The 15,546-nt window shown below is 38.9% G+C and carries 15 protein-coding genes; 7 read left to right on the top strand and 8 right to left on the bottom strand.

Annotated elements, in window-relative coordinates:
- Window positions 1–35: 35 nt before the first annotated feature.
- The 3 genes from ACT4_RS02155 to ACT4_RS02145 all read right to left on the bottom strand — a co-directional run bounded on the left by ACT4_RS02155 (window position 36) and on the right by ACT4_RS02145 (window position 3,537).
- On the bottom strand, window positions 36–944 hold the full coding sequence (locus tag ACT4_RS02155; protein WP_007479430.1) for an RsiV family protein: 909 nt from the start codon (window positions 942–944) through the stop codon (window positions 36–38).
- Between the two features lie 104 nt (window positions 945–1,048).
- Window positions 1,049–1,873: a hypothetical protein gene (locus ACT4_RS02150; RefSeq protein WP_007479428.1), complete on the bottom strand. Its 825-nt coding sequence runs from the start codon at window positions 1,871–1,873 to the stop codon at window positions 1,049–1,051.
- Window positions 1,874–1,944: 71 nt separating this feature from the next.
- Complete coding sequence (locus tag ACT4_RS02145) at window positions 1,945–3,537, bottom strand: peptide chain release factor 3 (RefSeq protein ID WP_007479426.1); 1,593 nt, start codon at window positions 3,535–3,537, stop codon at window positions 1,945–1,947.
- 412 nt (window positions 3,538–3,949) lie between these two features.
- Between ACT4_RS02145 and ACT4_RS02140 the strand changes: the two genes are divergently transcribed.
- The 7 genes from ACT4_RS02140 (at window position 3,950) to ACT4_RS02110 (ending at window position 12,218) form a co-directional block, all read left to right on the top strand.
- Window positions 3,950–5,443: a DUF4331 domain-containing protein gene (locus tag ACT4_RS02140; protein ID WP_007479425.1), complete on the top strand. Its 1,494-nt coding sequence runs from the start codon at window positions 3,950–3,952 to the stop codon at window positions 5,441–5,443.
- Between the two features lie 15 nt (window positions 5,444–5,458).
- Complete coding sequence (locus ACT4_RS02135) at window positions 5,459–5,698, top strand: hypothetical protein (protein WP_007479423.1); 240 nt, start codon at window positions 5,459–5,461, stop codon at window positions 5,696–5,698.
- 50 nt (window positions 5,699–5,748) lie between these two features.
- A complete protein-coding gene (locus tag ACT4_RS02130) occupies window positions 5,749–6,870 on the top strand; it encodes a lipopolysaccharide assembly protein LapB (protein WP_007479421.1) in 1,122 nt (373 codons plus the stop codon).
- A gap of 90 nt (window positions 6,871–6,960) precedes the next feature.
- Window positions 6,961–9,078: a TonB-dependent receptor gene (locus ACT4_RS02125; RefSeq protein ID WP_034604477.1), complete on the top strand. Its 2,118-nt coding sequence runs from the start codon at window positions 6,961–6,963 to the stop codon at window positions 9,076–9,078.
- Between the two features lie 32 nt (window positions 9,079–9,110).
- A complete protein-coding gene (locus tag ACT4_RS02120) occupies window positions 9,111–9,986 on the top strand; it encodes a hypothetical protein (protein ID WP_007479418.1) in 876 nt (291 codons plus the stop codon).
- 131 nt (window positions 9,987–10,117) lie between these two features.
- Window positions 10,118–10,504, top strand: coding sequence for a carboxymuconolactone decarboxylase family protein (locus tag ACT4_RS02115; RefSeq protein ID WP_007479415.1), 387 nt, complete (start codon window positions 10,118–10,120; stop codon window positions 10,502–10,504).
- 184 nt (window positions 10,505–10,688) lie between these two features.
- Window positions 10,689–12,218 carry a hypothetical protein gene (locus tag ACT4_RS02110; protein ID WP_007479413.1) on the top strand — a complete coding sequence of 510 codons (1,530 nt, stop codon included), beginning with the start codon at window positions 10,689–10,691 and terminating at the stop codon, window positions 12,216–12,218.
- A 98-nt stretch (window positions 12,219–12,316) separates the two neighbouring features.
- Here the strand turns inward: ACT4_RS02110 and arsH are convergent, their stop codons facing one another.
- The 5 genes from arsH to arsC are packed head-to-tail and all read right to left on the bottom strand — an operon-like array spanning window position 12,317 to window position 15,346.
- Complete coding sequence (gene arsH, locus ACT4_RS02105; protein WP_007479411.1) at window positions 12,317–13,036, bottom strand: arsenical resistance protein ArsH; 720 nt, start codon at window positions 13,034–13,036, stop codon at window positions 12,317–12,319.
- Window positions 13,023–14,069, bottom strand: a complete 1,047-nt coding sequence (arsB, locus tag ACT4_RS02100; protein ID WP_007479409.1) for an ACR3 family arsenite efflux transporter — start codon at window positions 14,067–14,069, stop codon at window positions 13,023–13,025. The genes arsH and arsB overlap by 14 nt, the downstream gene beginning before the upstream one ends.
- Window positions 14,070–14,081: 12 nt before the next feature.
- A complete protein-coding gene (locus ACT4_RS02095; RefSeq protein WP_007479407.1) occupies window positions 14,082–14,555 on the bottom strand; it encodes an arsenate reductase ArsC in 474 nt (157 codons plus the stop codon).
- A 6-nt stretch (window positions 14,556–14,561) separates the two neighbouring features.
- Window positions 14,562–14,882: a metalloregulator ArsR/SmtB family transcription factor gene (locus ACT4_RS02090; protein ID WP_004881679.1), complete on the bottom strand. Its 321-nt coding sequence runs from the start codon at window positions 14,880–14,882 to the stop codon at window positions 14,562–14,564.
- A 29-nt stretch (window positions 14,883–14,911) separates the two neighbouring features.
- On the bottom strand, window positions 14,912–15,346 hold the full coding sequence (arsC, locus tag ACT4_RS02085) for an arsenate reductase (glutaredoxin) (protein ID WP_007479405.1): 435 nt from the start codon (window positions 15,344–15,346) through the stop codon (window positions 14,912–14,914).
- Window positions 15,347–15,546: the final 200 nt, after the last annotated feature.

The raw sequence follows: 15,546 nt of genomic DNA, 5'->3' as shown, positions 1-15,546 counted from the left end.
TTCACCCTTGTGATCGCTAAATCACACTTAAAAGCTTAAGTTTCTGTACTTGCAGCAGGTGTCGATGCAGCTGGCACTTCAACCTGAGGTAAATATTCAGGTTTTAACACCCCTTTTAACTGATCAAAAGGAATCACTAGACGAGGTAAACCTACTACATAAGGGCCAATTTCATATTCGCCATACTGTAAAATAAGCCCCTGCTCGCCTAATAAGAAATTATCTGTCACTTGGAATGGCCAAGCTTCCTCATATTCTTTCGGATCATTGGCAAGTTTAGAATCAACAATCCAAACTTTAAATGCGTCATGTGCCAATTTATCCAAAGTCGCTTTCTGTTTTGGCAACAATAAATCGTTTAGCTGAATCTGTTTTTGATTCTTCAAATCAAAATTATAGTAGTGTTGAGCTGTCGAACCATGTGCGCCGCCTAAATAGCTACTGCTGTTGAGTACAACAGTCGCCAATGACCCTTTTGACTGTAAAATTTTTGGCTTGATCATTAAACTAATTTGATGACTGCTGCTCAGTGCTTTGAGTTCTTCATCAATTTTAATAAATGCATTGGCATACATCTGTGTTTGCGCATCAAGATTCGGCTTTTGCTCTGTACTTTGTACAGTCGATGATGCTTTATCCGCCGCATCAACAACTTCTAACATATGACTGAGTTGATTTAAAACTTGCTGATCAATCAGTTGATCAATAAACGAGAAATTACTCTGTAAGCGTTCAACTGTAAAATCAGGACACGCATTACCACTGCACTCAGGTAAAGTGACTTGTACTTTTACGGTTTCACCACGCAAAGTCGGCTCAACTTGCTGTTGTTCAACAACTGGCTCTTGCTGTTTATCCTGTGTCTCTTTAGGATCAGATTTCGGTTGGCAGGCAGCGAGCAGAACTGCACACGCAAGAACGCTAAATTTATACAATGTTTTCATCTGAAACCCATTACCGTTGTTTTTCCACAAGATTTTGAAATGCTATCGAACTCAACTCAAAATCACCATAAGCGCATGCAATTTCTATACGTATCTAACGAATATTAAAACATTTGCTGATAAATTTCTGGTTGCAGCATCTGTTTAGTTTGTTCAGTTGTCAGGTAAATATCAAGCTGCGGCGCATCTTTGCTAATTTCATTGGCACGATAATGTAAACCAATCCCCTCACCATCAAAGAACCAATCTGCTTGCCCCCAATATAGCTTTTTCGGAACTTGTTTTTTCACCTCTAATGACTGTTTCTCCACCCATTTTTGATAATGCGCTTGAACAATATCATTCAATACCAACTGCTTATTTTTCTGAATCACATCCAACACACTAATACTCTTTTGCTGCTTACGATCCGCAACAAAGAAATAATAGCGATCTTTCACTGCAATATCTTCTTGCTTAGAGTTTACGCCGATTTGGAGCAACACATATTGATTGCGTTGTGAAGCCATACGGGTGCTTACATGCAATTCATAGGCCTTATTTTGAGAATATTTATCTTTCCATTCATCTGACTTTTTCACATAGGCATTAATTGCTTGCTGTAGGCTTAGATTCAGATTTTGGTCAATTTGCTGTTGAATGACCATGGACTGGTTTTTCGCAATCCAACTATCCAACCATTTATCTTGTGTTTTAATGGTCTGAATATCGATATCAATACAGTTTTTCTTTTCACAAAAAGGCAGCGCATAATCTGCTTTGGCTTCTTTAATATTCAAATACGGTAAGACTTCTGCTTTCTCACTTGGCTCAGCCTGCTGTTCAGCTGATGAAGTATCCATCTCATTTTTCTTCTGATGATCACATGCTGTTAAACCGAGTATGGCAACCATTAAGCTCAGACTTAGCAATGGTTTTAAATTCTTCATGTCATCATCCTTTATTTTTAGACTGCTCAATGAAAAACAGCCTCTAAATTAGAAGCTGTTTTCGATTATTCTTAGTGTTCTCGCGTATTGCGGAACTCAATATCTGGCCAACGTTCTTGCATTAATTGCAAGTTTACACGGCTCGGCGCGAGATAGGTTAAGTGACCGCCACCATCTACTGATAATTGATCATGAGCTTTTTTCTTGAATTCATTCAAGATTTTTTCATCATCACAATGAATCCAGCGTACCGTATGTACACTTACAGGCTCATAAATACAATCTACTTTATATTCTTCTTTTAGACGGTAGGCAACCACATCAAACTGTAACACACCCACTGCACCAACGATCAGATCATTACTGATTTGAGGCATAAATACCTGAGTTGCACCTTCTTCAGATAACTCTTTCAAACCTTTTTGCAATTGCTTCGATTTCAAAGGATCTTTTAAGCGTACACGACGGAACATTTCAGGCGCAAAATGTGGAATACCTGTGAAATGTAAGTCTTCACCGCTGGTAAATGTATCACCAATTTGAATCGTACCGTGGTTGTGCAAACCAATGATATCCCCAGCCCAAGCTTCCTCTAGATGTTCACGCTCACCTGCCAAGAATGTTAAAGCATCCGAAATACGTACATCTTTACCAATACGTACATGATTCATTTTCAGACCTTTTTCATATTTGCCTGAACAAATACGCATAAAGGCAATACGGTCACGATGCTTAGGATCCATATTGGCTTGAATCTTAAACACAAAGCCTGAAAATTTCTCTTCCGTGGCTTCTACAGTACGTTCTTGTGTTGGATGTGCTTTTGGTTCAGGTGCCCAATCAATAAACGCATCAAGCACATGATCAACTGCGAAGTTACCCAAAGCAGTACCGAACAATACAGGTGTTTGCTTACCTTGTAAGAATAGCTCGCGATCTAATGGCTCATTTGCCATTTGTACTAGCTCAAGAGATTCTTCAAATGAAGCCCAAGCCAACTCACCTACTTTTTCACGAATGTCAGCATGGTCATAACCATCACGGATTTCAATATCTGTGATCGTCGAGCCAAAACCAGCTTTATAGACGTAAAGTTTATTTTCAAGGATATTATAAACCCCTGCAAAATCACGTCCCATGCCCAGTGGCCATGTGATTGGAACACAACGAATTTTTAAGACATTTTCAATTTCATCAAGCAACTCTAAAGGCTCGCGAATCTCACGGTCCATTTTGTTAACGAATGAAATGATCGGTGTATCGCGCATACGACACACTTCCATCAGTTTAATAGTTCGTTCTTCGACACCTTTTGCACCGTCGATCACCATCAATGCAGAGTCAACAGCAGTTAAAGTACGGTAAGTATCTTCCGAAAAGTCTTCATGTCCTGGGGTATCGAGTAAGTTGATGGTGTGCTTTTTATAAGGGAACTGCATCACCGATGTCGTAATCGAGATACCACGTTCTTTTTCCATTTCCATCCAGTCGGATGTCGCAGAACGATCAGATTTACGGCTTTTAACCATACCCGCAACCTGAATCGCCTTACCCCATAACAACAGTTTTTCTGTCATTGTGGTTTTACCCGCATCGGGGTGGGAAATGATGGCAAAAGTGCGTCGTTGGGCAACCTGTGCCGCTAATTCGTCTTTAAAACTCATGAGAAAATCTACAATTTTGTGCACCCACGTATCTTTGCAAATCGAGACAAAGAAAAATGGCATGCGAAAGAATTTGAAATTGGCGCAATTGTAGCAGATTTCTGAGATAGGTTTGTGATTGTTGATATGTCTTGATTTATCCACAAAGTAAGACATGTGCGAAGACAAATTAGCGTTCAATCAGATGTAATTGTTACGCAACGCTTTTAGGGCACATAAATATTTTTAAGCTTTTAAAGCAATTCAATATGACCATGCTCAAAATCAATTCTTTGAAGTCGATCACAAAAACTTCACTCTTTAAGCCGTATAAATAATCAGAGTCTTATTTTGATCAAGCAACTCAAGAAAACTATAAGGCTAAAAACAAAAATGAAACTACAAAGATTTAAAAATATCAAGGAGATACAAAATGGACTCTCGTCTACTTCTAGCAATTATGCTGAGTAGTTTTAGTGTAGCCGCGTCTGCTTCCAGTCATCGTGAAGCACCATCAATCACTAAAATGCCAAAAGTCGATGCAACCGATTTCTATATGTTCAAAAGTTACGAACCTAACCGTAGTAATTTCGTGACCATACTCGCCAACTATCAACCCCTACAAGATGCTTACGGAGGGCCTAATTACTTTTCATTAGATCCAAAAGCCTTGTATGAGATACATATCGATAATAATGGTGATGCGCAAGAGGACATCACATTTCAATTCAAATTTGATCAGGAGTTAAAAGACTTACAAGTCCCTGTTGGTGGTAAAAATATCTCCGTTCCATTATCAAATATTGGCAAAATTACCAATGATAGTAGTTCAGCACAAAATACCGCTGAAACATACACCGTTACAATGATCAAAGGTGATCGCCGCAAAGGAGATCGAAGCGTTCTCGGCTCTTTCAAAAAACCATTCGATAACGTTGGTGCAAAATCAATTCCAAACTATCAAAGCTATGCCAACAGCTTTGTTCAAAACATTAACTTTGGAAGTTGTGGCTCTGGTAAAGTTTTTGTCGGTCAACGCCAAGATCCTTTTGCCGTTAACTTAGGTGAGGTCTTTGATCTGGTAAATATTAAAATTCCTGCGACTCAACTCGCGCCTTCGGGAGTAAATGCAGAAGATCAAGGATTGAATACCATTGCTAATAAAAATGTCACAACAATTGCTTTGGAAGTCCCTCAATCTTGTTTAGTCGCATCTAACGACACAGTCATCGGAGCTTGGACCACGGCAAGTCTGCCTCAAGCCACCTTGTTGAACCCAAATCCTGAAAGCAATCTCACCAGTGCAAGCAAAGTTGGTGGCGCTTGGACACAAGTTTCACGTTTAGGTATGCCTTTGGTCAATGAAGTCGTGATTGGTCTTAAAGATAAAGATAAATTCAATGCGAGTAAGCCTGTAAATGATGGCCAATTTGCAGACTATGTAACCAACCCTACTCTACCAACCCTCATAGAAGTTCTATTTAAAGATGCAACAGGTGGTGCTGTTGTTGCGCCAACAAATTTCCCAAGAACAGATTTAGTTAATGCATTCCTGCTCGGCATTCCTGGCTTAAACCAACCGAAGAATGTCAAAGCATCTGAGATGCTACGTCTGAATACAGCGATTGGTGCTGCAACAAAAGATCAGCAAAATCGATTGGGTGTTATTGGTGGTGATGCGGCTGGATTCCCAAATGGTCGTCGACCTGGCGATGATGTCGTGGATATCGAACTGAGAGTTGCAATGGGATTACTTTGCACAGTTGATGGGGTAAATACTGCGGTTGGCTGTAAAGCAACTGATGCTAAAGCCGGAGGCATTGGCTTTACAGATGGCGCATTACAATCACCTCAACAGTTTGGCGCAACATTCCCCTACTTAAATACTCCAGTCGCTGGCTCTCCATTCAATACAGTTAGTAAATAATGAGGAGTAGTCACCATGAGAAAATTTATTTTGTTGTTCATGGTTGGTATCGGATTAAGTGGATGTGGCGGTGATGATAATAATTCCAAGCCGAATAATAACAACCAATCTAAAAATGACCCCGTACTAAAAGAGACGTTGTCATTGACCAATCAACCTCAAAGAAACTTTGAACAGGCTGAACCTAAAAGTCTTGCTGAGATTTCAGAATCTCCTATAGATAACAAAGCAGAGCCTGTTTCAGTGAAATTTTAAGATGAAGGCCCTTGGCAATCTTTTGCTAAGGGTCTTTATGGGAGTTATAAATGTTAATTCGCCAGCTAACCATTTCCTCGATTGCGATATTTTACTTGAGCACGGCTTTAGCTCATCCAAAGCATCACCATGAACACGCATCGGACACATCAGAAGATTCAAATTATTCTGTCTTATTGAAAAATAATCACAACGATGAACTTAGAAATCAGATTGTTAATGTGCTGCTAGAAAAAGCATATTCAAAAGGTGATGGCGCTTTTTTAGAGCAAGCTGAAGTGCTTATGAAATCAAGTCACAACCCTTCAGACATTGAAAATCAATTGCTGCAAACTCGGCTTGCACAGGCAAACCATGAGTTTAGTCGTGCAGAAACCATATTAAATACAATTCTTGAAAAAGATCCTAAAAATTACGATGCTATTTTACAGCTTGCAAACATCTACAGATTACAAGGGCAATTTAATCAATCTCTAAAATTATGTAATCAATTAAATCAACAAGATGTAAAACTTTATCAAGTTGGTTGTCAGCTACAAGTCGACGCCATGACAAAGAATATTACTGACATCCACCCGAGAATCGATGAGCTTCTTCAGTTAGCGCAACGACTGAATAAAAATGACCAACAGTGGTTAGGCAATATCATGCTTGAAGTCGCCACTCGGTTTAATGATCAAACTCTCGCTAGCCAATCGCTTCAACTACTTACTGTAGATAATTTACCCAATACACTCGCCAAATCTAATTGGTATATTGCTCAACAAGAATATCCAACCGCAATCAAAATTCTCACGCCTTATCGTTATCACGATGGTGCATTGTATCGAATCATCCTAAGCAAACAAAAACTGAATGATCCACTTGCAAAAAATGATCTCCATGAACTGACACAACGCGTTCAAAGCTTGCTCGACCATAAAGATCACATTCATCTCAGAGAACAAGCTCAATATCTATGGATCTCCAAAAAATATGATGAAGGCTTAGATATCGCGGCAAAAAACTGGAATATGCAAAAAGAAAATGATGATTTTGAAGTCTATGCGGCCCTTGCTCTCGCCAGCAACAATCGTGCAAGCACTGAAAAATTATTAAATTGGAGCGATGCAACAGGCTATCAAAATCCCACCTATATTCAAAAATTAAAACAGATGTTAAAGCAACTATGAGTCTAAATTCGATAAATAACTGAAAGCATAAACTTATCGTATTTTTATGTTCTAGAAATAAAGACAATTTATAAAATATATGGAATAAAAATGAAAAAAAGAATTTTGTTTTGTTTGTTGATCAGTAGTAGTCATTTCTATTTGAGCCAAATAACGCATGCTGGCGGTGAACTGACATCAACACTTCCAACTATTAAAATAACAGCCTCATCAAATGCTGATAGTTCCTTTGGCGTGGCATTTACTTCATCTCAAGGAACAATATCCAAAGAACAAATTGAAACTCGACCTTTATCACGCCCAGCAGAGGTTCTTGAGACGATTCCTGGGGTTATTGTGACTCAGCACAGTGGTAGCGGTAAGGCAAATCAATACTTTTTAAGGGGATTTAACTTAGATCATGGAACTGACTTTGCTACATCGTTTGATGAGCAACCAATTAATATGGTGAGTCATGCACATGGTCAAGGTTACACAGACTTAAACTTTCTAATTCCAGAACTGATTGAATCCATTCAATATCACAAAGGAGCGGTCTCGATTGATGATGGTGATTTTGCATCAGCAGGCACAGCAAAAATTTCGAGTATCCATTCTCTAGATAACCCTTATGCACAAATAACTATAGGTAATCACAATTTACTTAGATTTTTAGCCGTTGGAAACTTAGTTCTTAGTGATGGGGAATTAATTGGTGCAGTTGAAAATATCAACAGTGACGGACCATGGATCAATCCTGAAAATCTCTCAAAACAAAATGTATTCTTAAAATATTTCACGGGTGATCATAATAAAAATCAATCAATCGGTTTCCAACATTATCAAGCACGATGGGATGCGACTGATCAAATTCCAGAACGGCTTATTCAAAATGGTGAACTTAATCGTTTTGATAGCTTAAATCACAGTGATGGGGGTAAATCTTCTCGTACTGCGCTTTGGTATAATGCTAAAAATTATGAAAAAACCAAGTACTCTACACTTTCCTCTTATGCCATATACAACAAGTTAAATCTGTTTTCTGATTTTAGTTATTTTCTAAATGATCCTATCCGTGGTGATCAGTTTGAACAGGCAGAAGAGCGAACCATGCTTGGACTTAAATTTCAAAAAGGCTTATTGAGTGAGTTATCAAATAAAGAACTTTTGAACTCGTTTGGAGCATCTATAAGATATGATTATATTAATAACCTAGGTCTTTACCAAACAGAAAATCGGCAGCGTTTCAATACCATCAGAAATGATGATGTTCGCCAATGGTCTATTGGCTTATGGGGACAAAATCAAACGACATGGCAACCTTGGTTAAAAACGATTTTAGGCGTTCGGGGCGACTTTTACTCTTTCGATGTAAATTCTGATAATAAAGAAAATAGTGGTCATAAAACTGATCATATTTTCAGTCCTAAAATGAGTATCATCTTAGGACCATGGGATAATATTGAGTATTACATTAATTATGCCTATGGCTTTCATAGCAATGATGCAAGAGGAACAACAACTCGCTTAAACATTGACCCTCGAGATAGTAACTATTTAAGCCCTACTCTTCCCGTTTCACCATTAGTAAGAACAATCAACTCAGAGTTAGGATTAAGAGCAAAAATTATACCCGAACTCACATCAACCATCGCTTTATGGCAACTTGATTCCGATTCAGAGCTGGTTTTTATCGGCGATGCAGGTACAACAGAAGCCAGTCGACCGAGTAAACGACAAGGTATTGAGATTTCACAATTCTATCAACCAACAGATGCTTGGATAATCGATCTAGATGTCGCTTGGTCAAAAGCAAGGTTTAAAAATAAAAGCGCTGAAGGAGATCACATCCCTGGTGCGATAGAAAAAACGATAGCCGCTGGATTTACTTATAAACTAAATGATCAATTTAATTTTGGCGGTCGCCTACGTTACTTTGGCTCACGCCCTCTGATTGAAGATAATTCAGTTCGTTCAAATTCATCAACCTTGGTCAACTTGCAGGGCAGCTATCAGTTTAATAAAAACTTCCTAGCACAACTCGAACTATTCAATGTATTTGACCAAAAAACCAATGATATCGAATATTACTATGCATCATGTACTCGCCAAGATCTCAGTGATTCAGCATGCTCACCAAATACGAGCGACCGTGAGGGTATTTATGACAAGCATATTCACCCAACTGAGGGAAGAAACCTCAGAATGACCTTACGCTATTTATTCTGATCGGTGCAATAAATGCTAAGGAGGAGAACATCATGTGGATTCAAAAACAAATCAACATTTCACAGCGTTCGTTTCTCTTTAGCGTACTGGTTCATGCCTTATTACTCTCATTCATATTAAAATCAGCACTTTATATAAAAATAGAAACTCCCAAAGAAATGAAAGTGGTTTTAATCTCACTCCCTCAAGCATCTCAAAGTCATAAAGAAAATATCGTTTCTGCTAGTCGTACAGACAAGATAAATCAAACCAACGCTGAACCAAAAGACAATACAGTTGATCACACACTCAATGAAAATCCATCGGACTTGATGGATTCTGACACGAAGGAATTAACCAAACAATTAGACAATGATCCCCTCGCTGAAGCACGATATCGAGCTGAAAAAGCAGTCAAGGATGCAAAGATCATTGCTGATGAATACCGTAAAAATATAAGACCCATTGATGAGCATTCAATTGCTCGACTCGAGGGCCTTTTGGAAAATGAAGATCCAAACACTGATCAAGTTAATCATTTGTATAAAGTTGAAATTTTAACTGACAAAATAAATGATCAAAAATATGAGGAGCTCATCAATAAAGCAGCAATTTTTGAACCGAATGTAGAAGAAAGCAAATACTTAGTCGAATTAAGAAATAAATTGAATTTGCTTATTGAAGAAGATGTTTTAAAACAAGCAACAAGTGGAAATGCTTCTATCAAATTTACGATTGATCCCGAAAACTTAATCATTGTATTAGAGATTTTTACGACATCAAATGAAACAAAACAACGCTTACGGCACAAATTAGGCACACTGAACTATGATGCCTTATTCATTAATTCCAATCTAAATGACAGACCGTACTCGATATCATTCGAGCTAGATAATCTATTGACGTTAGATCACTTAAATCTGGATTGAACCTTGTCTAAAACGAAGATGATCTCGAATCAAACACCTCAGTCAGATCCACCTCTTTCGCGAATACAATCATTTGATACTATAAAGCACAGTTTATAAACGACTTCCCTTTAACCTATACGAGAAAAATGATGTCACAACAAGATTATGAAAATGGATTGAGAGTACGTACCGAAGTTATGGGCGAGACATTCGTAAAACGTGCACAAGACAATACTGTTCCGTTTACCCAGCCCTTACAAGACTGGATCAATGAACATGCTTGGGGTTCTACATGGCAACGTGAAGGTGTATTACCACGTAAATATCGCTCTCTCATCACCATTGCATTTTTAACGGCGTTGAAAAGCCCAACTGAGTTGAAAGGTCATATTCGTGGCGCATTAAACAACGGTGCGAGTGTTGAGGAAATTCAGGAGGTACTGTTACATAGCTTGCCTTATTGTGGCGCGCCAGCAACTCAAGAAGCCTTCCGAGCAGCACTTGAAGTAATTAATGAGTATCAAGCTCAAGCTTAGATACAGCAAACTAATCCAATGCCATTTGTTAAATGCCTAATACGATTGATTAGGCATTTAACTTTTACACAAAGGGAATTTATATCTAGTTTCAATTAAATATCAGTTTAGCGAGATTAATAAACTTTTTGCCATCTCCTTTCTCCCTGCAAATTACTAAGATGTAGAACATGACGAATAGAAAATGCAGTGGAGTAATGAATTGAGCAAGAAAACACAATCTGATCATCATGGTATACAGTTTCCAATTCCATCAGGAAAGAAAACACCAAGTACAACTCACACTGCTAAACAAATTCTGACCTCAGCACTACGAAGTGTAGATTCACCTTATGTATCAAAACTGATTGCAGAAAAAAACTGGCGCAAAAACTATCCTGTCTATTTTCAGGAATTGGTTGAAGCAGGAATTCAGTCTGTTCAGAATCCGACTCGAATTGCACAACATGGACTGGATACAGCCAAAGCATTATTTAGCTTCAATCGTGATGGCAACAGCGATGCATTAAATCATGCAATGCAAAATATCAAAGAACAGCCTTTTGAAAACTTTATCTTACAAGGTACTGGCAATCCCGAAGTAGAACCTTGGTACATTCCTTATCATGGGAAAAAATTACAAGGTGCTGAACTATTAAAACAAATTGATTTATGGGAAAAGCAACAAGTTATCGAACCAAGCCATGCTCAGGCTTTACGTGTATTGCAACAACATCCTGAATGGTTTGATTTATCTAAACGGACAATGGTGCTGTTTGGTGCGGGTTCAGAAGCAGGTCCTTTAAGTTGGCTAGCAAAATGGCGTGCGAATATCATCGCAATTGATCTACCACAAACTGCGATTTGGGAAAAAATCACCAATGTGGTGAAGCAAGGCAATGCAACCTTAATTGCACCACAAACCCAAACTGCCGATGGCGGACAAACGCTAGGGGCAAATTTGCTCACCCAAACCCCAGAAGTTGCCAACTGGCTAAATACATTTAGTGAAACACTAGACCTCGCGGGTATTGCCTATTTAGATGGTGAAAAGCATGTTCGTGTATCTATCGCCATGATTAGTATCATGGAACAGGTAAGCCAGCAAAAACCAGATAGCAGCATCATGTTTATGCTGACCCCAACCGATATCTATGCGATTCCAAAATCGGTGGTGCAATCAATTGAGCAAAAAGTTAAACAACGCCCTTTGCTTGAGAAAGTCCTGACCAAATCTATTCACAAAATTTCTCTCACCAACTTCTTTAAAGCCAATTCAGAACAATTAATTGCCTCTAATAATGGACAACAATACGGGATATCAGATTGTATGGTGATCGAGCAAGGACCGAACTATGCCCTTGCGAAAAGATTACAACAATGGTTTGCAATTACTGCGCGTGCCCGTGGTCAAAAGGCGGTGATTAATATCGCACCATCAACGACAACCCATTCCGTCACGAAGAATCCTATTCTGAAGGCTGCTTTTTCAGGCGCTGATTTATTTAATGTGGAAACATTTAGTCCTGAAACAACCAATGCAATCATGGCTGCATTGTGGATACATGATTTAAATAATCCTGAAAGTGCCGCAAATCCAGAAAGACCACTCGACCATCCACTCGAACTGATCATGGAAAATGCTAATCACGGCGGCTTGTGGCATGTGCCGTATTTGGCGAGAACTGCACTGCCATTTGCAGCAGCTTATGGCTGGGTCAGAGAAAAACTCTAACGCTGAGAAATACAAAATAAAAGCGGAAATCCTAACTTAAGATTTCCGCTTTTTTAAAAATGGCTCAATAATCATCATTGAACCATTCACAGTGATATTTACAAACTACGCTGATTGACACGCTTGGACAGTTCCTCGGCGGATTCTTTGCGCTCCGAATAGCGATCAGTAAAATACTGGCTTTGCCCACGCGTCAACAAAGTAAATTTATACAGCTCTTCCATCACATCAACGATTCGATCGTAATAAGAAGATGGTTTCATTCGTCCATCCTCCTCAAACTCTAAAAATGCTTTTGGAATTGACGACTGATTTGGGATGGTAATCATCCGCATCCAACGTCCTAAAATACGCATTTGATTCACGCTATTAAACGACTGCGAACCACCACTCACCTGCATAAGTGCCAAGGTCTTTCCTTGCGTTGCACGAATTGCACCGCCAGCCAAAGGAATCCAATCGATTTGTGACTTAAAAATTGAACTCATCGAACCATGACGTTCTGGCGAACACCACACCATGCCTTCAGACCATGCCAATAATTCATGTAACTCTTTGACTTTAGGATGTTCTAAATCTGCATCTTCAGGCAATGGCAATCCTTTTGGATGAAAGATTTTCACTTCAGCACCTAGATATTGCAAGATACGACCAGCTTCCAACACGGCCAAACGACTGTATGACCGCTCTCGATTAGAACCATAAAGCAATAAAATACGAGGTGGATGCTCAAGCTCTACCGCCTGAATTTGTTTAAATGCAGGTTTTACTAAAAGCGCTACATCCAAATTTGGCAGATTAGAATCAATTGTGTTCATGTGCAAAATACTTCTTTTTTAACCAAAGCGAAACGGAAACTAATGCAATCAGCACAGGTACTTCAACCAAAGGACCTATGACTGTTGTGAATGCCACAGGCGAAGCCAAGCCAAATGTTGCAATCGCAACAGCAAGTGCCAACTCAAAATTATTCCCTGCTGCGGTAAAAGAAATTGCCGTTGTCCGTGGATAATTATTTCCCATCGACTTACTCATAAAAAAGCTAATAAAGAACATCACCACAAAGTAAATCGTCAATGGAATCGCAATACGTAGCACATCCATCGGCAGGCTTACTACATCAGCACCTTTAAGACTAAACATAGCAACGATAGTAAAAAGTAATGCTGCTAAGCTTAATGGGCTAATTTTCGGTAAGAATTGAGTTTGATACCATTCCGCTCCTTTTGCACTTATCAACACAAACCGTGTGATAAATCCAAGGAAAAATGGAATACCTAAATACACCAACACCGCATGGGTAATAGTCCAGAAATCAACTTGAATAACTTGCCCAGCAATACCGAAGTATGGCGGTAAAAAAGTCAGGAATAACCAAGCATAGGTACTAAAAAACAGAATTTGGAAAATACTATTGAATGCAACAAGAGCCGCCACATATTGATTATCACCACATGCTAAGCCATTCCATACCAATACCATCGCAATACAACGCGCTAACCCGATTAAGATTAACCCTGTCATATATTCTGGATAATTGTGTAGAAATACGATGGCCAATATGAACATCAATACAGGTGCAATAATCCAGTTTTGTACTAAAGATAAAGTCAGTGTTTTTTTATCTTTAAAAACTTCTGGCAACGTCGCATAGTCAACTTTCGCCAGCGGTGGATACATCATTAAAATCAGTCCAATCGCAATTGGAAGATTGACCGAGTCATAACTCATCTGATCAAGTGCAATAGATGCCTGAGGAAAAAATACGCCAATTGCTACACCTAAACCCATCGCGATAAAAATCCACAGAGTAAGGTTTCGATCTAAAAAGGATAAACCTGATTTAGCCATATCTGTGTCCACTTATTCGATGTGAGAAATTTGATTGATTGCATTGATCAATTCTGCTCGCGTCATGGCAGCAGTATTTAAGTCAAACAGTGCATCTAAACGACGATTAATATGATCAACCGTCACGCGGAACGCTTTTAGCTTTTCATCTTTAGGAACATCGAGATGTGAAGGATCAGCCAATCCCCAATGTGCTTTAATTGCTTCACCTACATATAAAGGGCAGGCTTCTTGTGCAGCTGAATCACAAACAGTAATCACCACATCAGGCTGATATTGCTCACAATCATCTATCGTTTTGCTCCACAAGTCATCAGTAGAAAGACCTAAACTTACTAATGTCTCAATCGTTAACGGATGGACTTGCCCAGAAGGTTTACTACCCGCACTATATGCCTTCCAACCTTCTGGTGCTCGGCTATTGAATAACACTTCAGATAAAATGCTACGGCAACTGTTGCCTGTACATAAAAACAGAAATTTCATAATGTATTACTCACAATAGCTTTGCGTCGAACATGCTGGCAAAGTGGCTAAATGATTTGGTGAATGCTGTACGAGGACATTTAATATCTCATAACACCATGCAGGTAATTGAGTCGAAAGACTGTAGTAAACCCACTGCCCTTGACGACGATCTTGCAACAATCCAGAAGAACGCAATAGAGCGAGATGACGCGAAATCTTCGGTTGGCTAAGTTGCAGCTTTTCAGTTAAATCACAAACGCACAGTTCTTTATTTTCAGTCACTAAGGTGACAATACTGAGACGTGTTTCGTCAGCCAAACATTTAAAAAAACTCACCTGATCCATATCAAGCCTCTTATTTTTTAATACATTTTTTATTGAATACGCTGTCCATTTTCATCAACCACTTGCTCACCATCTTCTTTGGTGAATGCCCCTTGTTGAGCAATCGGCAAAATATCCAATACGATTTCAGATGGTCGGCATAACCGTGTTCCAACTGAAGTCACGACAAATGGGCGATTGATCAAAATTGGATACTGCAACATAAAATCAATCAGTTGCTCATCTGACCAGTCTTCTTGCGCTAAATTCAAATCACGATAAGGATCAACATTGCAACGAATAGCAGCTCGCACAGACAAATCAGCATCTTGAATCATTTGAATAAGCTCTGCTTTAGACGGTAGCGTTTGCAGATACTCAATAACTGTCGGCTCTACACCTGTATTACGAATCAGCCCCAACGTATTACGTGATGTACCACAGGCAGGGTTATGGTAAATTTTGATAGATTCTGTATTTGACATGATGATCTTACTAGATAAATTTTTATATACTTATATTCGAATATCCATATGTATGCAATATCATATATTCTATTTTTAGAAGTTTCTTATGCCATGCACACATTCAACAAAGTATTCTGAAAACCGAAAGAAAAACTCAAAATCGCGATAATTGATCATTTTGGAAAAGAAGTTAAGCATCTGAGTCACTGAGCTTATGC

The sequence above is a fragment of the Acinetobacter sp. NBRC 100985 genome (genome assembly GCF_000241225.1).
GTDB classification, from domain to species: domain Bacteria; phylum Pseudomonadota; class Gammaproteobacteria; order Pseudomonadales; family Moraxellaceae; genus Acinetobacter; species Acinetobacter venetianus.
The sequence above is the reverse complement of the archived record's forward strand: the minus strand, read 5'-3'. Positions and strand labels throughout refer to the sequence as shown.

Bases quoted from the DNA above. Each gene is read 5' to 3' on its own strand.
- arsH (WP_007479411.1), bottom strand. From the start codon at position 13,036: ATGAACACAATTGATTCTAATCTGCCAAATTTGGATGTAGCGCTTTTA.
- ACT4_RS02130 (WP_007479421.1), top strand. From the start codon at position 5,749: ATGTTAATTCGCCAGCTAACCATTTCCTCGATTGCGATATTTTACTTG.
- arsB (WP_007479409.1), bottom strand. From the start codon at position 14,069: ATGGCTAAATCAGGTTTATCCTTTTTAGATCGAAACCTTACTCTGTGG.
- ACT4_RS02120 (WP_007479418.1), top strand. From the start codon at position 9,111: ATGTGGATTCAAAAACAAATCAACATTTCACAGCGTTCGTTTCTCTTT.
- ACT4_RS02090 (WP_004881679.1), bottom strand. From the start codon at position 14,882: ATGGATCAGGTGAGTTTTTTTAAATGTTTGGCTGACGAAACACGTCTC.
- ACT4_RS02155 (WP_007479430.1), bottom strand. From the start codon at position 944: ATGAAAACATTGTATAAATTTAGCGTTCTTGCGTGTGCAGTTCTGCTC.
- ACT4_RS02140 (WP_007479425.1), top strand. From the start codon at position 3,950: ATGGACTCTCGTCTACTTCTAGCAATTATGCTGAGTAGTTTTAGTGTA.
- ACT4_RS02095 (WP_007479407.1), bottom strand. From the start codon at position 14,555: ATGAAATTTCTGTTTTTATGTACAGGCAACAGTTGCCGTAGCATTTTA.
- arsC (WP_007479405.1), bottom strand. From the start codon at position 15,346: ATGTCAAATACAGAATCTATCAAAATTTACCATAACCCTGCCTGTGGT.
- ACT4_RS02115 (WP_007479415.1), top strand. From the start codon at position 10,118: ATGTCACAACAAGATTATGAAAATGGATTGAGAGTACGTACCGAAGTT.
- ACT4_RS02150 (WP_007479428.1), bottom strand. From the start codon at position 1,873: ATGAAGAATTTAAAACCATTGCTAAGTCTGAGCTTAATGGTTGCCATA.
- ACT4_RS02145 (WP_007479426.1), bottom strand. From the start codon at position 3,537: ATGAGTTTTAAAGACGAATTAGCGGCACAGGTTGCCCAACGACGCACT.
- ACT4_RS02125 (WP_034604477.1), top strand. From the start codon at position 6,961: ATGAAAAAAAGAATTTTGTTTTGTTTGTTGATCAGTAGTAGTCATTTC.
- ACT4_RS02110 (WP_007479413.1), top strand. From the start codon at position 10,689: ATGCAGTGGAGTAATGAATTGAGCAAGAAAACACAATCTGATCATCAT.
- ACT4_RS02135 (WP_007479423.1), top strand. From the start codon at position 5,459: ATGAGAAAATTTATTTTGTTGTTCATGGTTGGTATCGGATTAAGTGGA.